Source organism: Butyricimonas sp. BSD2780061689_150309_C8 (genome assembly GCF_015560935.1).
Lineage (GTDB): Bacteria > Bacteroidota > Bacteroidia > Bacteroidales > Marinifilaceae > Butyricimonas > Butyricimonas paravirosa.
Genome location: NZ_JADMSV010000029.1, coordinates 40,411 through 65,942 on the forward strand (window position 1 = coordinate 40,411; position 25,532 = coordinate 65,942).

Genomic DNA, 25,532 nt, shown 5'->3' on the forward strand with positions numbered 1-25,532 from the left:
TAGATACCTTATAGAAACCTTATATGAACCTTATATGAACCTTATATATAATAAGGTTCATAAAGTATATTAATAGTTTAACGAGAATGTTACTTCTGGTTGTAATCAGGTAGTGATCATGTTATAATACAAAATTCTTTATAGAACTCCCGATAAAATCCGCTTGACATACAACTACACACATTCTTTAGAGTTGAAGAAATTGCTTATACCATTGTATATATCCGGGATCTGTAAGAGACGCTATAATCTCTTTTCCCCATGCGTTCCACTCATCCGTTCTTTCCGGCTCCACGGCAAGAATATTCGCGTATAAATCAGCAAACGGAATATTTTCCGGTTTCAACCCTTTGCATGCTTTCTTATAATCCTTAACACTACGCACCTTACTCTTAAATAGCTTAGTAATATTTGCAATACAGAGCAATTGCTGCGAATCCTGTATATCATGACGTTTAATAAATTGTATGATATTATTAATATCATCAACAGTATATCTTGATTCCTGAGTATAAAGAACACTGGAAAGATCAGAATAGATTTGATTGACAACAGTTTGATCCACCTTTTCTGTACCTATTTTCTCTCTGAATTCTTGAAGATGAGAAAATAAATAATTTTTCATTTCAGAACTTATCCTAGAAAATTGAGGATTATACAACATCCAAAATTCAGGAGAGGTTCTCTGTTCGTCATTTAACGAGGCAAATAACTCTACGGCAACAAGGGCCATCTTAGAACTATTAGTCACCTTACTCAATGCCGTTAAATATTGGACCATAAACTCCGGAGAACGATCTCCCCTAACATACCTAGCCTCAAGAACACCAAAAGCTTTATTATCATCGAAAGTCTCTTTCACTCGTTCAATAAAATTACCATCCATGACATTAGATATCATGTGTCGAACATTCCCTTCCTTATCAAGTACAAGCATTACATTAGGAATATTTATACCATACCTTCTGATAACCTTGGCCCCTTCTTCTTCCCCAAGATTCACCCTGTAATTTATAAAAAATTTATTCAGTAAATCCTCCACCTCTTTCCGCGTAAAGAGTTGATCATCGATTGTCTTCGTGGTCTGCCCATTATTATGACAATCCAAAAATACATATTTGCCTTCCACTTCAGCTTGTGCCAGCACCTCTCTTAATGTCTTCAAATTCTCCCAGTACACACCATCATTTCCCGCACGTCTAAAATTAAAAGCTATTTTAGCAACCTTGTTTTTAGCAACCTCGTCTCTGATCAATTCTTTTTCACGAATAGCGATTTCTCCCAATCTCTTCAGTTGTGCTTTATCTTTGAACATCGAAATAAACAGATTTGCACCTTCAAATACCCAACTTTTTTCGGAATCATTCAATACCTCCAAATTTGTATCAAGAGCATTCATAAAGCCGGTTGCATCATATTTTCTCCGGGCTTCCGCCAAGTCTATCATTTTAAAAAGTGCATCCTTACGAGGTACATCGTTATTCTCAAGTAAATCTCGAATACCCGGGATCTTATCATACTTCTTTGCGGGCAATTGGTACACGATCATCAAGTTTAATTCCGACATGAAAGAATTATAGATCAAATCTCCAACCTCTTCTTTTCCTATCTCCTTTTCAAAATGCCCCCGGTTGGCACAAACAAATTTCAGTTCCTCACTCTCCAAAGAGGTTGCTCTTGATTGTAACAAAGGCCAATAAGCGGCACTCAATTTATCTTTCTCCGTAAGCTTTCCCCAAAGATTATCACCTACACTTTGAGCCTTGACAACATCGCCTGAAACAGAAAGCAATTTCCAGTACGCCATTTGCTCTGCCAAATCCAACCTCCCTGCTTGGTATAACGCCTCGTATTCAGCAAGACTGCTGGCTTTTAAACCAATCTCTACACTCTCTATTAACTTTTCAAGAGGCATCGCTCCAACCACTTTATGCATTAACTTACCATCCGCATTGATAACCAAAAAGGTCGGATACGCATCAACCCCGTATTGCTTACCAATAGCCGGTCCGCCTCCTTTTTCCATGTCCGTTTTCACACAGACAAAATTCTTATTAAAATAATCACCAGCCTCTTTCAGCGTGAAGACCTCATTTGCCATCATTTTACACGGGCCACACCAAGAGGTGTAACAATCCAAGAATATAGGTTTATTTTCCGTTTTTGCCTTCTTGCAAGCTTCCTCTAAAGACAACTCTTGAAAATCTGTTTGAGCAAAAACAGCGACGGAGCACAATAGCCCCACAAACACCGATAATAATTTTTTCATTTCCTTCTTTCTATAAAATTAATCTTATTTGTTTTTCTTCGTCCCAGAAAGCATATTTCCCAAGCCTATCCTCAAAGGATTATGCTCGGTATGTTCATACACGTACTCGTGAAGCTTACATACCCGTTTATACTGCACCTCCGTCCCAACATTGGCAATGTAAATTGTCACGGGAAAATAAAAATACACCAGATGTTCCCCGTCAATCTTGGGAAATTCATTCTCGCATAATTCCAGTAATTTCTCCACCCCTTTTTCGCTATTATCCTTTCTGGCCTCACGCAAAGCTTTCCCCAAAGCAACATACGTATCCATTCGCTCTCGTGAATTAAAATGATGCGGGGCCATCTGTTTGGCAACCTTATCCAAATCATCCATAGGTTCACGTCCACGAATAATATCACGTAATTTAATCTCAAAAGCTTCAGCGATCCGGTTCAACACTTTTTCTTCTCCCATGCTCCGGGTAAATTGCTCAAAATGGGAAAATAGGAAATCCATGAACGGAGAACCTATCGGAGACAAAGTCTGATCTTTAAAAATAAACCAATACTCCCGATTTGATTTTTCTGTATCAGGCAATACTTTGAAAAGAGAGACACACACTTCCTTAGCTTTCTCGTTCATGGAGGCCGTTAACAACGCTTTCAAATAATCGGTAAGGAACGAGACGTCTCTATTCCCGTTCGCGTATTGCTGGCCCAAACTGGCAAGCGAAGCTTTCAGCGCCGCCTCGACTTGGTTCATGAAATCCAACGGTTCAAGGGTTGCCCCAACAATTTGGTTTTCCAATCCCTTATCCACGTTCAAGATCAAAAACGTGGGATAGGCCTGAACATTAAACATCTTTGCCAATTCCGAACCATCCTTATCGGCCCCCGTGTCATATTTCACACACACGAAACGTTCGTTCATGAACGCTCCTAGTTTTACATCCGGGAACACCTTGTCTGCCATCATCTTACACGGGGCACACCAAGAGGTGTAAAGATCCACGAAAACCAGCTTTTTCTCCGCTTTTGCCTTCGTACAAGCCTCATCTAATGTCAATTTCTGGAAATTTGTCTGTCCGAAAACCAGTACAGAGCAAAAAATCCCGACATAAATCAATAACAATTTTTTCATTTCAGTTCATTCTAAATTATACAATACAAAACATCCATTTCCTGCCAATAAGGCGATACGTCCCTCTATGGAAGAGAGTTTTACACTCTTCCATAGGGTAGTAATATTCTATAAATAAATTAATAGCCTATATAGAAACCCCGATATCTCGCAATACCGTTTTCATAATTTCATATTTCGTCATCACGACACTAAACGTCCCGTACAACGCTTCAAATTCTTCCGGCGTGTGAGTAAACATCGCCTTGATATACATACCCACATCTTGAATTTCCGTGGGCATATTACCATAATCATAAGGATTCGGATCCTTCAAGAAGCCAACGGCTCTCGGGTCAGAGAATCCATACCTATTGTAAAAATACCAACCGGCACAACCATATAAATTCTCCGTATAACAACTGCGGGTCATCTGATAAAACGCAGTTAATTCTTCCGTGTAACCGGAAACAGGCGTGGCAAGAACGGCATTAAGAACAGTACCCTTCATATTCAGGCGTTCCGCATCACTCATATTCTTTAACTCGGAAACACGGGAAATAAGTACCGTGTTCAACCCTTTAAAAGCTTCATTACTCACCACTGCCGGATTATAAGGAGTCAAAGATTTCAGCAACAGGAAACTAGTAATCTTGATACTCTCAGGTAAAACAGGCACGATCTCCTCACGTAAAAATTCTAATCCGTCGACAACGTCCTCTTTCGGACACAACTCATAAGAGCTGAAAGGATTTGGTGTTTCTGTTCCCCCGAGAGAAGAACTTCCAAATTGCAAGATTTCATAATGTGTATAAGAATTTCCCCAATGATCAACACGGGTTTCTTCTCCAATCGTATCATTATAAAACACGGGAATACCTGTCTCCGTGTAAAATTGATAAATCGCATGATCTACCGGATCATTTGAATCCTCTATCGTGAACCAATCTCGACCAACATTCGACGGTGTCAAATGATCTTCCTTATCACAAGCCGTGAACAAGAAGGACAAAAATAATATATAAAGGAAATTATTCTTTTTCATACTCAATTTCTTATAAGTTCTCTATTCGGACGAATCTCATTCTGAAGTTCTCCCCTATTAAATTCAATTGCATAATTTGGAATTGGCACTATCCAAGCGGCATGATCCTGAGTGTAAGCATTTAATTCATAGTAACCGTTTTCATACCAAGTCATTGAATTCGCCTCGTAATCATTATTCTGATGACGAATACGGAAATTTTCCGGAAGAGGACGAATGCTATTTACAGCATAACGGCGCAGATCAAACCAGCGATGCCCCTCGAAACAAAGTTCCCGGCGGCGTTCATCACGGATAAAATCAATCAATGCCTCCCCCGTTTCTGTCACCGACGGTGCAACAGCAAATCGTTTAGAAAGAAGTTTTTCCAACTCGGTTTTCGCTTCCCCATCCCGATTTAACATCGCCAACGCCTCCGCCTTATTTAAAATTACCTCAGGCAAACGAATCAGAAAATCCATACCGACCTCATCCGTATCACTGTAGTCTATCCAAGTCTTATATTTATCGGGTATCGCTGCATGTAAAGAACTCTTAAAGAATGCAGTTCTACGCAAATCCCCTGCAGCATAACATTGCAGTAAATCCTCTGACGCTTGAAACGAAAGCGCTTGAGATATCGGAGTAGAACCACTCCAACCAGATGAATAACTCAAGAATGTCAAAATAACAGAATTTCCCCCTTGAGTAAAAATTGTTTCGGGCGATGTCCAAGAGACCACATTTTGCCCGCTTGTCCAATTATTTAAATCCATCACCGAGTAAGTCCCAGCCATGGCTTCATTGGCTGCCGCAATACAAGCCTCATAGTTTTCCATATACAAATACACTCTAGACAGCAACGCATTAGCGGCAGTTGCTCCTACCCGTAATGTTGAAGAAGGGGTGATCCCTTTCAAACAAACGGCAGCTCTTTGAAGGTCTGCGACAATTTGCAAATATACCGCCTCTACCGAGCTACGGTTAAAATATTTATCTTCTATATGCTCTGTAACTTTCAAAGGGACTCCGGCATCTTTTGATGCAGTAGCCTTGCAATAAGGCATACCATAAATATTCACCAATAAAAAGTAGTAACCTGCCCGGAGAAAACGTGCTTCTCCTTCCACCCTGTTCAATAACTCAATATCCTCCTCTTTCGAACGGAAATCATCTGCCATATAAATGATTGAGTTTAGTACTCCTATATGCTTATAAAACTTTTCCCAATCATTATCCTTGTACTGAGCATTCTCCAACGTTAAAAACGGATCGGCCCCCCAATGATAAAAAGAACCAAGCACGTTACGCGGGTAATTGGCCGTATACGTTAATCCTCCAGATACAAATTCTTCTGCATCATCATCCATGACATGCAGCCAGGGATAATTCATCGTAAGCCCGCTACTGTAACTCATCGTCTCCTGGGTATTTGAAGAGTAACTACCCTGAAATGCCATAAAACACTCCCCTCTAAGTAACTCGTCCAAATCCTGTGCAGTCTCGGCGTAACGTTGATTCTGCGAATACTCATCCAAAAAATCACCGCAAGAAACGCAACCAAGGGAGAATACACTTAAAATATAGATTAAAACTCTTTTTTTCATTGCTCAAATTTTAGAAAGTGATACTAAGATTACATGAGTAAGTAGGACGTACTGAAAGATTGACATTCGGTGACGAACCTGACTGAGTAGGATCTTGTCCCCGTAACTTCTTATGGGCAATGGTAAACAGGTTCGTTCCGGTCAGGTTGATATAAGCCGACTTGAGACCTAACTTCTTACAGAATCGCTCATCAACATTGTAGCGGAAAGAGAGAGAAGACAACCGCAGATAATTTCCACTCACCACCCGAATATCCGAATTGTCATACATCTCGTAAATATTATTCGCAATTCGATGTGTCACATTCGTTCCACTAGTCCACCACGGGTTGGAGTGAGTTCCTGCAACGGTATTCAACCCAGGAATATTGGTATGTTCCTCATCACCCGGTTTTCTCCAACGATTCACAAATTCCCGTCGCAAGTTACTATGCGGGTTAGGATTGGTTGTTCCGTATTCAGTACACAATTTCAGTAACCGGATTTTATTACCCAAACTATAAGTCAAATTAAACGATAAACTAAAATTACGATACCCTAAGTAGTTCGAAATTCCTCCTTGAAGATAAGGTTCACGCCGTCCCGATCTTTCCATTACTTCTAAAAAGACATCTTCGCGTTCCATTCCGTTGTATTTTTCGGCCAGCTCCTCTTGCAATTCATCCTCTGCCCCGTAAAAAATGGGAGAACCGTCCACGGGACTCAATCCTTTAAAACGGTATGAATAAAACGTATTCAAAGGTTCTCCGGCAATCTCCACGTCCCCGGTCAACATATCGTCATATTCGATCTCATCCCGCAGAACATTATTCCGGTTATTTATCGCACTGTTCACCAACTCGTTCAACACTTGTCCCAATTGGGGGTCAATCCGCCAAACAAATCCTCTCTTCCCGCCATCAAGACCGACACGATTGATCGGTGTGAAATTTAAACTCACCTCGATTCCCTTGTTTACAAGTGTCCCGCTATTAACAACATATTGCTTGATCCCGTTAATCTCGGAAATAGTCTTTGTCAGAAATGCATCCCGAGTCTTTTTATAATACCAAGAAAACGAGCCGTTAATTTTATTCTTTAAAAACGAGAAATCCAAGGTCACATTCGTGGATGCCGTCTTTTCCCACCTTAAGTCAGGATTCGGGTAATGAGCAACTTTCGAATTAAATTCACCATATTTCCCGGTGTAATCAACCCCTTGCGTGATAATCATATTAGGAGTCTGGTTGCTCAGCATATTCCCCTGATAACCAAAAGATCCCCTTAATGCCAAATCATCCACCCAATCAACAGATTCCAAAATATCCCGCTTTACATTCCAACGACCGGACAAAGCCCAAATCGGCATCATTCGATCATTCGCCCGTGATCCGAACAAGTTGGAAGCCTCCCCTCGAATATGCAGATTCAACATATAGCGATTGTCATAATCGTACCCGGCCATCGCATACCATGCCACTGAATTAGTCAAATTTTCCGTTATAGTCCCCAACGCATTTGCCGTTGCCATAAACCGATCATAATATCCCGTATATTTTTGTGGAATAGAAGTAAACAATTTACCTCGATCCCGATAATACCCCCGACGTGTAATACTAAAACCATCGTATTTTTGAGAATTCAATTCCAACCCCGCCGAACCATTCACATTGTGCTTTCCCTCGCTTCCCAAACTCTTCATATAATTTGCTTGCACACGTGCCATCCAATTGGTATTGCGCACATTACTCTCCCGTAATTCTCCCCCGATAGGACACAAGTCATTACGCTCCGATTGATCAGCACGCAACTGATGTACGTAATAGGTATCTTCCGTAAAATAAATCTCTTGATTCGTGTTGCTTACCGCATAAGATAACGTCCCTTCCAATTTCAAATCATCTATGACATTGTAACTAACATGCGCCTGCATATTAATTGCGCTTCCGTTGGTTTCATCCCCGGAATTATCCATTTCGTTCAACACGTTAAAAGCATACATCGGCATCGAACCACTTGACGCCCGTTGATAGAGGTAACGAGATCCATCAGGATTAAAAGCCGGAATGGCACGGTTCATATTATAGGCATAATCCAACACGCCTAATTCCGAGGGATTGTAATCGCGATTCGATACATTCCCCTGAAGCTGGAAACGTGCAGCAAAACGTTCATAATTCGCTGATAAATTCAAAGTTGTCGAATATCGCCTGTTGCTCTCACCTTTTATCGCACCTTTCTCATCACTCATTCCGAGAGAGGCATAATAGCGGATATTGGCAGAACCTCCAGACAAGCTCAACGTATGGTTATGTGAAAACACATCCTGACAAACAATATCAAACCAGTCCGTGTTCAATGTTTCGTAATATCCGACCAAACGATTGAACTCTTTATAGTCGATAGCCCCATTGTAATAATCCTGTATCGCTACCTCGTATCCGGTCCAACTATCAACATTATTGTAATAAACTCCCCGTTCTACTAACTCCCGGGAAACATCCACCCGCTCTTTCGAATTCATCAAGTAAATGGCTCGATCGCTGTAACGAGGCCTTCTCGTGTAGGAAGCTGTCCCAGAATAAGTGACACTAGGCGGACCGGCCTTCCCTTTTTTCGTCGTGATCACGATAACTCCATTACCCGCTTTTGCCCCATAAAGAGCTGTTGCAGAAGCATCTTTCAACACGTCAATCTGTTCGATGTCATCCGGATTCAAACCCGAAATCGCATTACCCAGCAAGTTCACGAAGTCTAAATCGTTAATCTGGGCAGGGTCAACATTCACCGGATCGGTCAAAACCACCCCATCTAATACCCATAGCGGTTCACGATTACCCAAAACGGTTGAAGTTCCTCGTATTCTTAATTTCGGAGCGGCACCAACCTGTCCGGAGTTCTGCATAAAAATCATACCGGGTATACGTCCTTCCAACATCTGGTCAATCGTGTTTACCCCCGACACTTTTATATCGTCCATTTTAATTGTTTGCACGGCACTTGTCAATTTCCGCTTATCAATATTTTGATATCCGGTTCTCACGATCACTTCTTCCAATTGTTCTGCAGACTCTTTCAGAACCACGTGAATCGAATCCTGCCCGGTGTACCGCACCTCTTGCGTTTCCATTCCTATAAATGAGAAAAGTAACGACACGTTCTGCATCTTAGGCAGTGTCAACGAAAACCTTCCCTTTACATCTGTTGACGTTCCCAAGGTTAAACCTTTCACGATAACCGTGACCCCGGGCAAAGGATGTTTTTTCTCATCCGTCACGCTCCCCACAATGCGAACCTCTTTTTCCCCCTCTTTCACCGCTCCCGGAACAATAATAATAACTCCTTGCTCTATCCGATAAGATAAATTCACCTTGCTCAAAACCGCATCCAACACCCGTTCCAAATCTTCATCAACAAATTTCGCAGACACGTCTTTCACTTTTTTCAATTCATTGTGATTGAAAAAAAACTTGTAACCCGTTTGTTGTCTCAATTCTTGAATAATCTCCAACATGCTCACCCGCTCAAGATCCAAGTTTATCTTCTTTTGGGAGAATCCATTCCCGGAAACCTTCAACAATAGAAACAGCGTAAAAACACATATTAATCTCATAACCAGAAACCATTTTTTTACACACGCCTCCCTAACAGGGATGCCATCATCTCGTTTTTTTTTCATACATTTGTCTTGTTAATGTAAAGATTACTAAATTTAATTGACACAGCAACCGGATAGGTGGTACCAACACCTACCGGTTTTTCTTATTTCATTTTCACAATAATCACTCTATCCTTTAATTCAAATTCAACATTCGTAGTCATAGATATAATATCCAGAATAACATTACAATTACTATACTTCTCCAAATCCCCGGTGAACACAAGATCTTTAGCCTCCGCATTTTGATAAAATACAGTAACATCATACCATCGAGCCAACTGTTTCATGATTTCCTCCAAACACTCACCCTCTATTATCCACTTTCCTTCGGTCCACGCCGTGTATACCCTAGTATCCACTTTTTCCACGTTCACGCTATTTGTCTGGACATCATAGGTAATCTGTTCGCCAGGAGCTATTGTCCTGGCATCAGTCATCCCTTTTCCCTGAAAAGCGACCCTCCCTTCAACCAAGGTGGTTTGTACATAATCTTCACCCGAATAAGCATTTACATTAAATACGGTTCCCAAAACCGTAACATCACCGCCATCCGTTTCAACAATAAAAGGATGTTCCACATCTTGAGCCACGTGAAACAATGCCTCTCCTTCCAAACGGACACGTCGTTCTTTCCCCTCGAAACGATCCGGAACACTTAATTTTGAATCGGAGTTTATCATCACACTCGTACCATCCGCCAACACCAAATTATACTCACCACCTCTAGGTACGATAATTTTGTTATATTCTATCGCTTGTTCAACCTGACCACTAGGTTTAAATTTTTCTATCGCTTGTTCAAAGGCAATAGAATCCGTTAATTTTACCTGTTGACCGGAATTAAAGACCAACACGGCCTTTGTCGTTCCCGGCTCAATGGATATGCCCCCCGAGACGAAGGTCGTTTGGGGGGTATCATTTCCCAGAAACCAGTAACCAAGTCCCACGCATAGAGGCAACAACAGAATTGCCGCATATTTGACAATCATTCTCCAGATATGTGCTTTCCGGGATTTATCTGCATAAACAACAAATTCATCCCATGCCCCTCTGGTATCCACCACACGAGTTTCTTCCCCCGTGTAATAGGTCTCAAAATATCGTTTTGCCTTACGGTAATATTCCCGGTTACCCTCATCTTCTGCCAGCCATCTCTCGACCTCTTCCCTTTCTTCGTCTGTAGCAACATCCATGAGATGCCTCACGATCATATCCCAATTTATGTGCCTTCTATCATCTGTCATGATACTTTCAATTAATCATTCATGTATAAGACACATCCATTTGAAAAACGGAGTACAAGAAATATGATTTTCTTTAAAAATCTTTAGAAACCCTGTTGTAAATATTCAATAAGTAGGAAAATGGGAACCAACCTCTCACGCAACATGCGATACGCTCGCTGAACCTGAGTTTTCACCGTTGTCTCGGCGATATTTAATTGTTCGGCAATCTCTTTATTTTTCTTTCCCTCCACCACTTTTAACAAAATAATCTCCCGGCATTTATCAGGTAGCGAATCCAATGCTTCTTGAAGGCGTCGATGCACTTCCTCATCAATAACCATATCCTCTGTTCCGGAGAAAAGCTGAGCCTCAAACAATTTATTATTATGCTCATCCCTGATCTTCCGATCCCGAATCGCATTCAAACAACGATTTCGTACCGAAGTGAACAAATAAGCTTTCACGGAGGTTGCCACTTGTAATGTCCCGGCATGATTCCATAAGTGGAAAAATAGATCCTGCACTAAATCCCTTGCCTCTTCTTCATCATATAAATAACTCTCGGCAAATAGAACCATTTTGGCAAAATAATACTCATAGAGGTATCGAAACGCCTCTTTATCGCGTTTTTTTATACGAGCTAAAATCAAATCCTCTTCTGCATCCATGAGTACATCTAAATTGTATGGACAAATTTATGTAAGAAAATCGAATAATCACGTTCACTCACGAGAATAAAATGAAAATCAACATCGCCAAACTCTCTCCTAATTCATTGCGAACAAACGCATAGGCCCGTTTTTTCTGGGTTTTCACGGAATTCTCGCTAATCCCAAGTCGCTCCGCAATATCCTTCACTTTGGCCCCCTCCATGCTCATAAACAATACTTGCCGTTGCTGTTCCGACAATTTATCTATCGCCTCGTAGAATTTATTCACAACATCCTCTTCAACGGCAAGTTCCAGAATCACTTCATCATCTTGCCCATCTAAAACGGCATCTCCCCATTTTTCATATAAAGCTTGTGCAATTCCCTTATCCCGAATGGAATTCAATGCTCGTGTGTAAATTGTCCGGTACAGATAACCGACCAGCGAAGGCACATCAGGAAATTGCGTACCGGAATCCCATATCTTAATAAAACAATCTTGAACAATATCTTCGGCGGAAGCATCATCTTTCACAATTTTCGATGCATAATTACACATCGCAGGATAGTATTTCCGGTACATTTCCCGCCATGCACTTTCACGCTTTTTGTTAACACTTTCGATGAATCGGTCTGTATCCATAAAGTTATGCACCTCCCGTTTTGAACATCACTCAATACAAAGATGCAAATAAAACTTTATAACTACAAATTCATCAACCTTTCTCTAAAGATGTTTCCTTAAATCTTCCACATCTTTCGCACCAAGCACAGTATAATCCATCCGGCTTTGGACGATAATCCGACAAGCCATCTCGAAGAAAAGAGCCCGTTCAAGCACTTCATCAAAGTCACGACCGCATACCACTTGCCCGTGATTACTTAACAAAACAGCATCGTGCCCCTTCATCGCCTCTATCACGGCATTCGCCAATTCAAGAGAACCGGGACGATAATAAGGAACAACAGCGACTTCGCCCACATGATAAGGAACTTCCAAGGTCACGTTAAAATCTGACGGCTTATTTTTCATACAAGCCACCACAGTGGCGTATTCCGATTGGAAATGTAACACCACGTTCACTTCCGGACGCTCCCGCAATATACCCAAATGAAAAACACTTTCCATAGAAGGACGCACCCCGTTTTCCACTTGCCCTGACATAATATCACACACGGCGACCTTCTCTGGAGGCAAAACTGGTAACCACGAACCTGTTCCGGAAACCAGCATTTTGTCTCCCACTCGCCAAGATAAATTACCACTACTGCAAAGCATCAATTTGGCATCCCCATACCGATGGGCTTGAGCCACAAAAATATCAATCTGTTCCTTCGTGATCATAACCATGTTATAAGACTTTATTCAAAAGTATAAGAAAAAGAGTTCCCGTGCAAACAAAACCCGGAATTCCTACACGCAAGGAAATCCGGGTTCACAAAGCACACGCTACTATTTTTACAATCCGGGTAAAACATTCAAGATCTCCCATGTTTTCTGGTCAGAAGGTCTCGGCATATTTGCATTTAAAAATTTGCCATCCCGGTCAATTAACATGAACCGAGGAATCCCCTTACAACGGATCGCCTCCATAAAACTCTTATCTCCCCCCATGTGTAACTGGATTCCTCCCAATTGTTTCGCCTGAACAAATTTTTCCCATGCTTTCCGACTATCATCACAAGAAATACTGACAAAACAGATGTTTCGCCCCTCAAATTCCTCTTCCAACTTTTTCAAATGAGGTATTTCCGCATTACATGGTCCACACCACGTGGCCCATACATCAATATACACGTATTTTCCTTTCAAATCCGACAAACTTACCTCTTTTCCGGTTATATCCTTAAAAGTAAATGGTACAGCAGGTTGTCCCTTGAATAAAACCTTATTCTCATCATACACTCGCTGATATGCTACAATATAATCCGGTCGATGAACCCTCTTCCGAAAAATTCGATCCATCTCTTCCATATTCTCCATACCGTATATTCTCACATATTCCATGACACTCTTCACCACTAAATTTTCCACCAACCGCTTATCCCTGTACTTTTCCGCCTCTTTCAACACCTCCATTAGCAAGATATAAGCATCCCCCGTTTGTCCATCCAGATTGTGGAAAGCAAATAAAGCTCTTCTAATGGATTCCGGATACTCGAAGATTCCCCAAGCTTCTTTTTTCTCAACGACCACACGCCTTAATTCCGAGCGGGATTTTTCCGACACCTGTTTCCCACCATGCCCCATAATTACCCAAAAAGCCAACTGGTAATTTCGCTCATGGAGAATACGTTCTCTCTCTCGTTTTGTGAAATTCACATCTAACCCGGCTGCCAATAATGCATTCTCCCGTTCTTCCGTCATCTCTTGCAATCTAACCCGGAAAGGTTCTTCCTCCAGTTCGTATTCCCGCCATTGAATATCCCGATAAAGTTTTCTATTCAAATAATTATTAATGCTCGCACCCTCTCCTTCAAAATGCAATTCATTAAATACAGATTTAGCTTGCCAAGATTTACCGGGTTCCACCCATACCGTATACTTCTTATCCCCTACCCAAAGGCACCCGTATTCACCTTCCGACAGGGCCATTTTCCAAACGGCCTTATTTGAACCATCAAATTCCAATTTCATTCTCCCCCCATCGCAAGTTTCCAACGCGACTTCCCGGGTGTCATTCTCCGGCATTTGAAACTCGAAGGCGGTCTCCCGCAAGTCAACCGTCTTCTTTGCTTTTCGTGGGGCAGACGGGCCATTTTTTATTCCTTTCAATTGCCGTAACATTGTTTCCGTTCGAGGATCAGAAGGACGTGTCATCTCTAAACGCAACACCCGCCCTTTCCGATCCAACAGGATAAAACGAGGAATCCGGTCTACTCGAAAAGCCGTTATGAAAGAAGTATCATTTCCAACCCACCACTGCTCTCCCGACATTTTCCCGTTTTCCACGGCCCCTTTCCATCGCCACACGACATGATCACTGGAAATGCCCACAAACACGACATTTTGTCCTTCAAATTTCTTTTCCAATTCTTGCAAGTAAGGATATTCCTTTCGACAAGGATAACACCACGATGCCCACACGTCAATAAAAACATATTTCCCTTTAAATTCATCCAAAGATCTGGACTGTCCCTCCATATCTTCAAAAGTAAAAGCAGGGCATCTATCCCCGACTTTCAGTTCCATCGTATCCACCGGAATCCCGTGGACAAATAAAGACATCAGCAGGAAACATACTATCCATAAAAATTCTTGAATTCTCATTTTTTGAAATTATATATAGTCATTTCTCCAATTTTCTCATCAATCGTACGATTGAACTTACCGGTATACACTCCTTTATTCCCATTTGCCGATCAGAAGGAGGCTGATCGACATAATATATCGGGTGCAGACAAGACACCATTGCAACCATATTTCCCCGGTCGTCCATAATCGGCCCCCCACTAGACCCCTTGGCAAAATCAGCCGTGATTTCCACCCGGTTACCAAAAGGATTACCGGATTCTTTGATAAACGTACGAGATACCACCCCACTTGTGTAAACATAAGGGTAGCCTGCCGGATGGGTCAAAGCGTGAACATTTGATCCAACAGCAAGGTCCTCCCCGAGTGGCATCGGAACCAGACGTTCGCCCCGAGTATCTATTTTAAAAAAAGCCAAATCACCACTCCGGTTATAACTGAGTACCGAAGAAATTGAATATATTTTTCCTGCCTCCGTTGCCACGAAAAGAAGACTATCCCGTAAATCCAACCGTGCCGACGTATCGATCAATTGCCACAACACATGGCTGTTTGTCACGCATACCCCGTCTTCTGATAGAACGACAGCCGTTGCCCAAGGCATGATGTACTCCGGATGAACTGTTGCCCGCATATATTTAAAAACCATTAACACGCTCTCCCGCCTCTGTTCAATTATTGCCCTTGGTTTTAATTCTCGTTTCCCGGCAGGACGAGGTTCCACATCCACGGGCGTATTCTCTTCCAGCATACGAGTAGCCAGTTTTAACGTGTTCATTCCCTTGAATAAAGAGGCTGCACCCGGACGTTTCAATGAATCGAGAATTGTCCAACCTAAACGGTCATAATCCCGATAAACAACTTTTTCTTGCGCACGGCAACTTGCCGTTCCGAGCAGAACGGCAAGTAAACCGACACACAATCCTTTAAAACAACATTTTCTCATATGAAATTTATAAAATTACTTCTCTAAAGCATAAGGGATGAATTGCCCTAACGAGAATTTAAACTTATCATTTGTGGTCTCAGCCAGCAAAGTTTTCGCTAATTTCAATATTCTTTGTTGTTGGTCTTCATTCCCATTACGCTTAATTGTCAAAGACAACGGGAAGAACATCGCCAATAAATGCTCGTGTTCAATCTGGGGTATATTCTTCTCACAAACCTGCAAAAGCTTTTCCACGTCCCCACTTTTTTGGGCACGGGCAATCTCAACAAACAATTTTAAACGAGATTTACTCGGAAACTCGTATTTCTCCATCTCTTTCTCGACCTTATCTATTGCCTCCATGCCACTCTGGCGGTCACGACCGGTAATCATGTTGGTCAATTGAAGATCAAAAGCTGTCGCAATTTTCTCGTTCACTCGCTCAGCCCCAATACTTTTCTGAAAACGTTCAGCATTCGCCAGTAAATACTCCATATTAGGAGATCCGACTTGTGTCAGAACAGGATGTTCGTAGATAAACCAGTAAGCCGAATCTACCCGTTGCGAATCATTTAATTTAGATATTAACTCGTTCGCAACTTGTACGGTTAAAGGATCATCCACGGCCAACAAGGCACGGGCATATCTCACTAATAATTTCACGTCCCGATCACCTTTTTCATATTTCGCCGCAAGAATCCCGATCGCCTTATCCTCATCTAATCCCTCGGCAACCCGTTTGATAAAATCCTCCGCAGTCTCACTCCCTCCTACAATCCTATGCTGTACCTCCCCCTTTGTATTCAAAATCAAAAATGTCGGAAAAGCTGAAATCTCATACCGTTTCATAATTTCAGCACCTTCCCCTTCTTCCGTGTTAAACTTCACGCAAACAAAACGGGGATTCAAATACTCTCCCATCTCCGATTTCGGAAATATCGTGTTCGCCATGTACTTGCACGGCATACACCACGATGTATACGTGTCTACAAACACTAATTTATTTTCAGCCTTTGCTTTCTCCAACGCCTTAGCCAACGTCAATTCCTCGAAATTCGTTTGAGCAAAAGCTCCCACTTGCAGCATAAAAAATGCTACAAAAACATACAATACCTTATTCATCCCTGTAGAAATTTTAATGAAACGGTTCCCGCACGCACCAAAGGGAACCGTCTCGATTATGATTAACTATATCTATAAATACTATTAAAGAAATTCGATGTATTTCGTGGGAACCATAACATAAAATGTACTTTTCCTTCCCCCTTCACTTCCTCATTAGGTAAAAGAGTCAATCCTTCATTTATCGACCAATCAAAAACATGCACAGTATAATTCGTTCCGGAAGATGTTGCTACAACAAGCCTCTCAAACCTATTTTCATACAACTCTCCTAACCACGTAGCTGTATTGTAATCATAATCATTACCTATATACTTACAATAAGTTACCTCTCCTTCAAAAGTATGAATATTTTCCACGAACTCATCATTATCAATATCATAATAAGATAGTTGATTATCTTTTATAAAATAAATCAAATTATTAGTCTGATGCATCGTATAAAAGTCTGCAGTAGCAAAAGCTTCACAACGAGAAACCGGAATTGTCCGAGCAAAACGAATCGGACCGTAAGTAGCATTATACCACTCTGCCACAGTCAATCCATATAATAATAAATTATTCGCATCGCCATTTTTTTTCATTAAAGCATATGCCGTTCCATATCCTTGTTTATTAGGATCTGAAAGAATACTTTTATCTGTTTGACCGAGATAAATCAATTCTGCATCCATTCTATTAGGAGAAATTCTCAAATCATCATCAGGTTGATAATCATCAGCAAAATATTTAACTTCCATCGTCGTGCTGAAGTTACTTGACCCAACAAGCAGGCCAAAAGATGTATTTAACTCATCATACACCAACATCGGATTACTATATTTCCAACAAACAACATTAGGAGCCAAATGGTAATTACCCAAAAGTGCCGGCATAAACGCAACATTGGATCTCAAGTATGCTTTTCCATCACATATCAATCCTCCTGATTGCGCTAATTGCATAAATGAACTTATGTTACTAGATCCAAAATCTGGCATTTCAAAAAATAACTCTTCATTTCTCGCCAACACCTTCTCATCTGCCACTCGATACATTAAAATATCTTTCTGACTCACCGGGATTAAACACTTTTGCTTCGTTTCTGTTGTTCCGGTTTCTGGATCATACCATTGGTACGATTCTGTATAAAGTAACGATACAGGCTTTCCTTTCATCGGTTCTCCTAAAGCTAAAGATAACTGATCTGCCGCAAACTCAATACCATTAGCTTGAATTAAAGAAACATCCATATCCGTGTTTCCATCCATAGTCTCTTTCAATATTAGCCAGCCTCCATTAATACGTGGGGTGATGGAGTAATAAAATGTAAGAACCGCCTGAATACCACTTTCAACATGAGTTGCTTCTACTTCTAATGTAACGGAGCCTACAGTATCTACCCGCCATTCTAAATGAGAATCTTCAGAGATTAATTCCAACACAGTATCACGATAACGATACCAATTATAAGTACACTCGACTTCCTCTCCACCCATTACACATTTAGGGGTAATTTCAATTACTTCTCCTGTCTTCACAGAACCTCCAGTAACATTCTCTATTACTAAATCCGGGATACGATGAATAGTATTATCTTTATCGTAACAAGATACGAATATCAATCCTGCCATAAAGATCATCATAATTATATATCTTTTCATATTTACTTTTTTGTTGGTTACATAAATGCGACTGTTGGGAAAGTAATATCCGTATTCGGATCATTAGGATCATCTCTCAAAGGAGGTAATCCTTCTTCAGCTCGTGCAGCATTCTCCTTCTTTAGTTCTCGGTTGAACACATACAAATAATAGTTCTTTTGATCCAGGTCAAGTGTATTTATAAATTCATCATCCCAGTCCTCTCCTGTTACTCTAATCATGAACTCATGACGAGTTTGACTCCAAGTACCCGCAAAAAACCAATTATTCCAAGCAGCCGGCCGGGTCAAGCAATCGGCTATCCCCAACTGGATATTACAATACTTTTCATCTCCCGCTTTCAAATCTTCCGAATCCACGATATGAAAGAAAAGAGTAAACGTCGTGTCTTGCAAAGATCTATCCCGCATAACAATTACCGGAATCTTAGCTTCCAACTCTCCAGGCTCCAAAGTCAAATACTCTGCCATTCGTTCATCATCAAAAGCTACATAATGTACTCCCGCTTCTGCCTGATAGGGAAAAACTCGTAATACAGAATCTACAATCGCACCATCCTCTCCATAAATATATTTCCACTCCTTCCCTTCATATTGCTCCAACCTAATCCGACTACTCCTTTCCGGTAACAATCCTTGCGGCCGTACGGTAAACCAAATCGTATCCATCATCCTCGTCTCTTCTTTCCCAATAAAAGAAACCCTAAATCGTTCTGGATTTAGGGTTTCACCTAAAACAAACTGAACTCCACTCCAAGTTGTATTATAATCGGGTAACGCCTCCTCGCAGGCCAAACAACAAAAGCCCACACATAAAGACAATATCAATTTACGTATCATAATTCTTCTCTTTTAATAATTTTCAGTCGTACTCAATTCCCGCAACGGTAGTGGCAACACATAAACGTCCTCTCCACACATTCTGGAAGACCAACGCATATTCACCGTTCCCAAGCGTTTATACACGAAAAACATTTGTCCTTCCGCATAAAACTCCTTTAAATACTCCTGTAGAATAATTTCCTGTCTATTACTTTCCGTCAATTCGGTTGTTGTCAATCCCCGAGATGCTAAAAATTCAGTATATACCGTATTCGCTTCCGCCAAACCGGCACACTCCGCAATAATCAAATACATCTCTGACAAACGGATCAAAGGAACACTTTTAGTCGGTGCCGGATTCTCGGTGTCAAATGACGCCATATTACCATATTTATTTGAAGAACGAAGGCCCCCACCATCATCAGTATACCATAAATACCGGAAACGAATATCTTCCGCCGCATACAATTCGCTCAGATTAGTACTTTTTTGTTCAAAAGCAGCATAAGAACCGTCTGCAATCATATTATCATTAAATTCTTCAAGACTTATTCCAAACAATTGCTCACTACTATATAACACTCTATCATAGCGCAGAAAATCATTTCCAACCCCCAAAGCAAATTGTTTTTTCTCTCCTGCAACTGTAGCTTCCTTTACTAACCGAGCATAACGCAAAGCCTCATCATGTTCGCCCAACCACAAATGTACTCGTGCCTGCAGACCAAGTACTGCATAATAATTCATCCGATTCTGACGATATGATACAGACTTATCATTTGCTACAATCAAGTCTACTCGTTGTAATAGCAATTCAGCCGAATCCAAATCTGCACAAAGTTTTGCCATATACTCTTGATAATTAGAATACGGATAATTCTCCAATTGAACCGTAGTCACGTAGGGCAAATAATCCCGATTTCCATCAATCCCAGTTGGCATGGGCCCCCACAAACGAATCAAATCAAAATGAATAAAAGCCCGTAATCCCAAAGCTTCCCCTTTATACAGGTCTTCTTCATCTTCCGTCAATACGTTATTCTGAATATCAATATACTCCAACAAAGTATTCACGTTTGCAATAATCTCGTATTGTTTCAAAAATAGCTGGGACAAATTCATCTCAACCAAGTCTGCCCGATAATCATGAGACGCAAAATCATAAGCCGTTCCCCCATCCGTAGCCGTTATCCAAAGATTGGCCATATACTCCACTCCCCCGACAACCATACTCGCATCCGGAGAATAGTTGTCCCGCATCAAAGTATAACAACCGATCAAGGCATCATAAAATCCCCCCTGCGTCTTGAACATATCTTCTTTTGTCACTTGTGTTTCCGGCTGAATCGTCAACCAATCCTGACAACCCGACAAGCAGAATATCAAGCAAGACATCAATAATAAATTCTTCATATTTTTCATAACACGTTCAAATTAATTAGAAAGTACATGATATTGAAAACGACGGTTTCACGGAAAATGGATAATCAGTTCCTCTCTCTTGCTCTATCGTGGACATATACAACAAATCCATCATACTAGCAGACAAACTCAATCTCTCCATTCGCATATATTTACAAATCCGACGCGGGAAATCATACTGGATATTAATATTTCTCCAGATAAAGGTTGATTCATCTGCCACGAAACGGTTATTAGCAACCGTATTCTTATCATTATTCAATCCTTTATATCGAGTCACGTCACCCGGCTTCTCCCAACGCTCACTCAACACACGTTTGTCAACATTCACCTTCGGATAAGCATTTTCTACCTTGTTCAATAAAGTCTGATTCAATTTCTGTCCTCCCAACCGTAACTCGAAACCAGTATTCAAAGAGAAAGATTTATAACGGAACATCGTGCTGAAACGTCCGTTTACCTTCGGAACCTCATTCCCGACCTTAACCTTTGCATACATATCAATATCAGAAGAAACCCGTCCGTTTCGATCCATATAAAGCACCTCTCCCGTGGCTGCATCCACACCCGGAGAAATGAACGTGTAAATAGCGTCCATGGATTCTCCCTCTTTATATTGCAAATAAACAAACGCCCCGGTCTGATTATTCACGGTTTCCTCGTTCTGCCGTTTCATTTCATCCGAAAGGGTCACGATCGTATTCTTGTTCCAAGACATCGCACCCCTCACCGACCACATAATATTCTGGTTCCGCAACAAATTTACAGATACATTCAACTCTCCTCCCACGTTCCGAAGAGTCCCGATATTCTCCATATATTTTGGGAATCCATGAGAATAGGATAATCCCAATGAAGAAATATAATTTTTCGTTTCTTTACGGTAATAGTTACCTTGAACCGATAATATCTCATTAAACAATGTCAGATCGACCCCTATATTATGCTGATAGGTATCCTGCCAGCGCAATTTATCATTACCAAGTCCCATCAGATAAGCTCCCATATCCCCGTTATAACGTTGATCACGGTCATATTCGTAGGTTGTCAAAGCTTGATATGGATTACTCGGCAAAGCACTGTTCACCCCGTAAGAGTAACGTAGACGAAGTAAATTCATCCAAGGAAGATTTTCCAGTACAAAATTTTCCTGACTAACCGTATACCCAAAACCGATAGACCAGAATGGAGCAAAACGATTCTGAGAACCAAAGGATGAAGATCCATCCAACCGATAAGAAAAATCAAAGAAATAACGACTATCGTAATTGTAATTCCCGGTCACAGTGAATCCCGCTTGTCTGGAATGTGTATCCGTAGAACTGGGACGTTCATTAGCAAAACCGGCAGCGTTAGAAATATCTGTCAAATTATCATTAGCAAACCCTCGTAACCATAGTATATACCCTAGATTTTTCGTTTCATACAAGCTCCCATCTACCCCTGCAAACACGCTGTGCCGACCGAAAGTGTTCCCGTAACTAGCATTAAAACTCCATTGCCAGGAACGCATTTCACGATATTCCCACGTGTAACTACCCATAGCATCCGGATCTGATGTGTTATTAAAATCATTACTGGATTTGGGAGAAAAACGATCACTTCTATCTGTTTGAGTGGTATAACCGACATTCGTGGATAACTTTAACCCTTTCACGACATCCCACTCGATCCTGAATGTATTTCGGATATTCGTGTATTTACTTTTATCAAATTTATTGATAGAAGCCTCCCACAAAGGATTTGCAATCACATCTACCCCCGTGGTTGAACCAAACGTATTAAAAGATTTCACAATTCGCCCATTCTCATCATAAGGATACCAATACGGATTCATGGTTACATACTCACCAAAAGACCCGTATGGACTATCTTCCGAATTATTCAATCCTAAAGAGAACGTATTCATGAAACGAATCTGTTTAAGTAAATAACTGATTCCCAATGTTCCATTAAAATTATTCCGAAAAGAGCCTTTCATGGCACCAGCCACGCAATTGTAAGATAAATTCATCGAGTAACGAAATTGTTCGTCGCCACCACCTAAATCCAGCATATAGTTCTGCCCTACACCTGTACGTACCGGTTCACCAATCCAGTAAGTATCCACCCCCTCTGCTATGGATTTCACATTTTGCCGATACAGAACCATACGTGCTGGACTATTGTATAATCCTGCACGCTCCTCCAAGTCTAATTTTTCCTTAGCATCCAACAAATCATAACTAGACAAATCGGGAATCTCCAAATTTATCCCACCGGAGAAAGAGACTCGTAACTTTCCTTGACGAGGTTTTGAAGAAGTAATCACGACTACGCCATTTGCACCCCGCGATCCGTAAAGAGCCGTGGAACTCGCATCTTTCAAAATCGTTACAGACTCCACGTCCGATGGATTCAAGTCCATCACCCGTTCCAACGTCACCTCGAAACCATCCAACACGAATAATGGCTGGTTCAACTCTGCCCGGGCATACGTCTGTAAGTTTGTTATATCCGGTAACCCGGAAATACCACGAATCTGAATCTCCGGCAACACGTTCGGGTTGGAACCGTACGTGTTATTCTCACGAATCACGAAAGCCGGGTCAATATTATTCAGTGTCTGCAACAGATTCCGGTTACCGTATGCCATAATATCCTCTTTCGTGATATGTGTTACCGCTCCCGTGAAACTCTCCTTCGGCTTGTTGAAAATACCGGTCACGACCACCTCATCAATCTCCGCCATATCGTTTTTCATCACGATATTCAAAGGTTTATTATCTCTTTTCAATCGCACCTCCTGTTTCTGGTACCCCACGAATGAAAAAATCAACACGAGAGTATCCCGCTTCGGCAAATCAAAATCAAATTTACCCTCTTCATTTGTCGTAAAACCGATAGTTGTTCCTTTCACTTGAATCGTCACTCCGGGTAACGTCATCCCATCCACATCTTTCACGGTTCCCCTCACGGTAATCTTTTTCAACGAATCTGTTACAGCCAACGCTCTCACGTAATGGATTACCACGAAGTTATCGTTAATCTCGAACTTCACGTCATACCCTTTGAAGATCAATTGTAACGCCTGTTCAATCGTGGCATCCAGAAAATCCACGTTCACCCGTTTTGACACGTCGATCTTAGAATTGCTGTAAAAGAAGTCCAACTGCGTGGATTCTGAAATCTTATTCAGCACCTGTTCGATCGTGGCATCTTTCATTTTCAAGTTGATACGAGCCGTTTGCGAATGTACCGCAGCCGACAAATGCATCACGCACACCAAACATAAAATCCCTGTTATTCGCATAACCTTAAGAAAATTTTTTAGCCATCTGGGGGGATAAAGCCCCAAATCACAATTTTTTTTCATACATTTGTTTTTTAAAGGTTTACAATGAGTCTTGTCCTCTATCGCCAAATGTCGGGCAAGACTGCTAACTTTTATAAATGCCGGGGAAGTCGCTATACTTTTCCGGTATTTTTATTTACTCTGAAATTACAATTGTTTTCCCTTTCACGCTAAACCGGACTTGACTTGTACTCTCGATCATCCGAACCAAATCATCCAAAGGCTTAAACTTCACGATCGCTCCCGTGAACCGCACCTTTTTCACGTTTTCACTACTAAAGAATATTTCCACGTCATACCAGCGGGAGATCTGCTTGGCAATCTCTTCCAGTTCCGTGTTATTAAACAAGAACTTCCCATCGATCCAAGACGTGTAAAGACGGACATTGACTTCTCGTTTCTCTAACTCGTTTTCTTTCCCATAAGCCTGTTCCCCCGGAACCAGTCGAAACACTTCCTGACCACCTGAAACAATTTCCACGCTACCATTTACCAGCGTGGTCGAAACCTCCTCATTATCATCGTAATCATTCACGTTAAAACGAGTACCCAACACTTTCACGTTCATCCGGGATGTTTCCACGATAAAAGGTCTTTCTGCATCATGTGCCACGTCAAAAAAAGCCTCCCCGGATAATACAACCCGTCTCTCTTTTCCCATGAAAGATTGAGGATATATCAATCGTGATGCCGAATTCAACCAAACCTTTGTCCCATCGGCTAACACGACTTGGTACTCTCCACCCTTAGGAATAATTAATTCATTATTTTTATTGGCATCGGTAATCCCAATAGAATCACATGAAGAATAGCGTAACAGATGATTAGAATCCATCTCTATCCGGACATTTGCCTCGTGAGAGATCAATGAACTCTTCATTGTACTATCCAGCATAACCGTTTTTCCATCATACAACTTCAATATTGCCCGTTCTCCCCCCGGACGAGAAACTGCACTAAATTGACGATGTACCTCCACCGGTTCATTCTTCATTCCCTGCCACAAAACCAAAGCCACTCCTAACGGCAAAATAAAGAGAGCTGCATATTTCCACCAATAACGGAAACCTATTTGCCTTCCTCTTCCCCGCTTCACTCGTTTTAATACATTCTCCGTATCAGGAGCAAAATCCCGATGTAAAAGTTTTACCTGATCACGTATTTTCTTTATCTCGGCATATATTTTCTCGTGTTTCACATCTTCTGCCAGCCAGTCCGAAAGTTCCGTTTCCTCCATTAGTGACAGGCGATCATCCAACTTCCCGGAAATCAACTCATATACTCGATCATCTATTTTCATCTTCATATTTTTACATAGAGTACTTCAAAAATGAAAAACAGGGTGAAGAAAAAACAGATTTTTTTGAAAAAAAAGATTTTAATCTTCTTTTATCCCAAAAAGAAATAGTAATTGGAAAATCCGCACTAATTTGGCCCTTCTTTTCCAATAGAACTTGGTCCTTGAAATCCACTCGAAATTGACCCGGTT

The 25,532-nt window shown here is 41.2% G+C and carries 17 protein-coding genes; all 17 read right to left on the bottom strand.

The window, feature by feature from the left end; genetic code table 11:
- Window positions 1-187: 187 nt before the first annotated feature.
- Window positions 188-2,269, bottom strand: coding sequence for a thioredoxin family protein (locus tag I2I33_RS17465; protein WP_087419453.1), 2,082 nt, complete (start codon window positions 2,267-2,269; stop codon window positions 188-190).
- 24 nt (window positions 2,270-2,293) lie between these two features.
- On the bottom strand, window positions 2,294-3,394 hold the full coding sequence (locus I2I33_RS17470) for a thioredoxin family protein (RefSeq protein WP_087419452.1): 1,101 nt from the start codon (window positions 3,392-3,394) through the stop codon (window positions 2,294-2,296).
- Between the two features lie 127 nt (window positions 3,395-3,521).
- Window positions 3,522-4,418: a hypothetical protein gene (locus tag I2I33_RS17475; protein ID WP_087419451.1), complete on the bottom strand. Its 897-nt coding sequence runs from the start codon at window positions 4,416-4,418 to the stop codon at window positions 3,522-3,524.
- A 2-nt stretch (window positions 4,419-4,420) separates the two neighbouring features.
- Complete coding sequence (locus I2I33_RS17480) at window positions 4,421-6,004, bottom strand: RagB/SusD family nutrient uptake outer membrane protein (RefSeq protein WP_087419450.1); 1,584 nt, start codon at window positions 6,002-6,004, stop codon at window positions 4,421-4,423.
- A 10-nt stretch (window positions 6,005-6,014) separates the two neighbouring features.
- The gene (locus tag I2I33_RS17485) at window positions 6,015-9,596 is read right to left on the bottom strand and encodes a SusC/RagA family TonB-linked outer membrane protein (protein ID WP_317193317.1); all 3,582 of its coding nucleotides are present in this window, start codon (window positions 9,594-9,596) and stop codon (window positions 6,015-6,017) included.
- 149 nt (window positions 9,597-9,745) lie between these two features.
- The gene (locus I2I33_RS17490) at window positions 9,746-10,888 is read right to left on the bottom strand and encodes a FecR family protein (RefSeq protein WP_087419448.1); all 1,143 of its coding nucleotides are present in this window, start codon (window positions 10,886-10,888) and stop codon (window positions 9,746-9,748) included.
- Window positions 10,889-10,971: 83 nt separating this feature from the next.
- Window positions 10,972-11,538: an RNA polymerase sigma-70 factor gene (locus I2I33_RS17495; protein WP_087419447.1), complete on the bottom strand. Its 567-nt coding sequence runs from the start codon at window positions 11,536-11,538 to the stop codon at window positions 10,972-10,974.
- Between the two features lie 58 nt (window positions 11,539-11,596).
- Window positions 11,597-12,163 carry an RNA polymerase sigma factor gene (locus I2I33_RS17500; RefSeq protein ID WP_087419446.1) on the bottom strand — a complete coding sequence of 189 codons (567 nt, stop codon included), beginning with the start codon at window positions 12,161-12,163 and terminating at the stop codon, window positions 11,597-11,599.
- Window positions 12,164-12,247: 84 nt separating this feature from the next.
- Window positions 12,248-12,865: a class II aldolase/adducin family protein gene (locus tag I2I33_RS17505; protein WP_087419779.1), complete on the bottom strand. Its 618-nt coding sequence runs from the start codon at window positions 12,863-12,865 to the stop codon at window positions 12,248-12,250.
- A gap of 114 nt (window positions 12,866-12,979) precedes the next feature.
- Window positions 12,980-14,791: a TlpA family protein disulfide reductase gene (locus I2I33_RS20370; protein WP_229128365.1), complete on the bottom strand. Its 1,812-nt coding sequence runs from the start codon at window positions 14,789-14,791 to the stop codon at window positions 12,980-12,982.
- Between the two features lie 19 nt (window positions 14,792-14,810).
- Complete coding sequence (locus tag I2I33_RS17520; RefSeq protein ID WP_087419445.1) at window positions 14,811-15,719, bottom strand: serine protease; 909 nt, start codon at window positions 15,717-15,719, stop codon at window positions 14,811-14,813.
- A 15-nt stretch (window positions 15,720-15,734) separates the two neighbouring features.
- On the bottom strand, window positions 15,735-16,823 hold the full coding sequence (locus I2I33_RS17525) for a thioredoxin family protein (RefSeq protein ID WP_087419444.1): 1,089 nt from the start codon (window positions 16,821-16,823) through the stop codon (window positions 15,735-15,737).
- 62 nt (window positions 16,824-16,885) lie between these two features.
- On the bottom strand, window positions 16,886-18,466 hold the full coding sequence (locus tag I2I33_RS17530; protein WP_140402534.1) for a hypothetical protein: 1,581 nt from the start codon (window positions 18,464-18,466) through the stop codon (window positions 16,886-16,888).
- A 17-nt stretch (window positions 18,467-18,483) separates the two neighbouring features.
- On the bottom strand, window positions 18,484-19,305 hold the full coding sequence (locus I2I33_RS17535; RefSeq protein WP_195666861.1) for a DUF4843 domain-containing protein: 822 nt from the start codon (window positions 19,303-19,305) through the stop codon (window positions 18,484-18,486).
- Window positions 19,306-19,317: 12 nt separating this feature from the next.
- On the bottom strand, window positions 19,318-20,709 hold the full coding sequence (locus I2I33_RS17540; RefSeq protein ID WP_087419441.1) for a RagB/SusD family nutrient uptake outer membrane protein: 1,392 nt from the start codon (window positions 20,707-20,709) through the stop codon (window positions 19,318-19,320).
- Window positions 20,710-20,725: 16 nt separating this feature from the next.
- On the bottom strand, window positions 20,726-24,001 hold the full coding sequence (locus I2I33_RS17545) for a SusC/RagA family TonB-linked outer membrane protein (protein WP_158581821.1): 3,276 nt from the start codon (window positions 23,999-24,001) through the stop codon (window positions 20,726-20,728).
- 178 nt (window positions 24,002-24,179) lie between these two features.
- On the bottom strand, window positions 24,180-25,343 hold the full coding sequence (locus tag I2I33_RS17550; protein ID WP_162613688.1) for a FecR domain-containing protein: 1,164 nt from the start codon (window positions 25,341-25,343) through the stop codon (window positions 24,180-24,182).
- Window positions 25,344-25,532: the final 189 nt, after the last annotated feature.

Bases quoted from the DNA above. Each gene is read 5' to 3' on its own strand.
- I2I33_RS17545 (WP_158581821.1), bottom strand. From the start codon at position 24,001: ATGCGAATAACAGGGATTTTATGTTTGGTGTGCGTGATGCATTTGTCG.
- I2I33_RS17465 (WP_087419453.1), bottom strand. From the start codon at position 2,269: ATGAAAAAATTATTATCGGTGTTTGTGGGGCTATTGTGCTCCGTCGCT.
- I2I33_RS17525 (WP_087419444.1), bottom strand. From the start codon at position 16,823: ATGAATAAGGTATTGTATGTTTTTGTAGCATTTTTTATGCTGCAAGTG.
- I2I33_RS17500 (WP_087419446.1), bottom strand. From the start codon at position 12,163: ATGGATACAGACCGATTCATCGAAAGTGTTAACAAAAAGCGTGAAAGT.
- I2I33_RS17530 (WP_140402534.1), bottom strand. From the start codon at position 18,466: ATGAAAAGATATATAATTATGATGATCTTTATGGCAGGATTGATATTC.
- I2I33_RS17495 (WP_087419447.1), bottom strand. From the start codon at position 11,538: ATGGATGCAGAAGAGGATTTGATTTTAGCTCGTATAAAAAAACGCGAT.
- I2I33_RS17535 (WP_195666861.1), bottom strand. From the start codon at position 19,305: ATGATACGTAAATTGATATTGTCTTTATGTGTGGGCTTTTGTTGTTTG.
- I2I33_RS17485 (WP_317193317.1), bottom strand. From the start codon at position 9,596: ATGAGATTAATATGTGTTTTTACGCTGTTTCTATTGTTGAAGGTTTCC.
- I2I33_RS17540 (WP_087419441.1), bottom strand. From the start codon at position 20,709: ATGAAAAATATGAAGAATTTATTATTGATGTCTTGCTTGATATTCTGC.
- I2I33_RS17550 (WP_162613688.1), bottom strand. From the start codon at position 25,343: ATGAAAATAGATGATCGAGTATATGAGTTGATTTCCGGGAAGTTGGAT.
- I2I33_RS17490 (WP_087419448.1), bottom strand. From the start codon at position 10,888: ATGACAGATGATAGAAGGCACATAAATTGGGATATGATCGTGAGGCAT.
- I2I33_RS17505 (WP_087419779.1), bottom strand. From the start codon at position 12,865: ATGATCACGAAGGAACAGATTGATATTTTTGTGGCTCAAGCCCATCGG.
- I2I33_RS17480 (WP_087419450.1), bottom strand. From the start codon at position 6,004: ATGAAAAAAAGAGTTTTAATCTATATTTTAAGTGTATTCTCCCTTGGT.
- I2I33_RS17520 (WP_087419445.1), bottom strand. From the start codon at position 15,719: ATGAGAAAATGTTGTTTTAAAGGATTGTGTGTCGGTTTACTTGCCGTT.
- I2I33_RS20370 (WP_229128365.1), bottom strand. From the start codon at position 14,791: ATGAGAATTCAAGAATTTTTATGGATAGTATGTTTCCTGCTGATGTCT.
- I2I33_RS17475 (WP_087419451.1), bottom strand. From the start codon at position 4,418: ATGAAAAAGAATAATTTCCTTTATATATTATTTTTGTCCTTCTTGTTC.
- I2I33_RS17470 (WP_087419452.1), bottom strand. From the start codon at position 3,394: ATGAAAAAATTGTTATTGATTTATGTCGGGATTTTTTGCTCTGTACTG.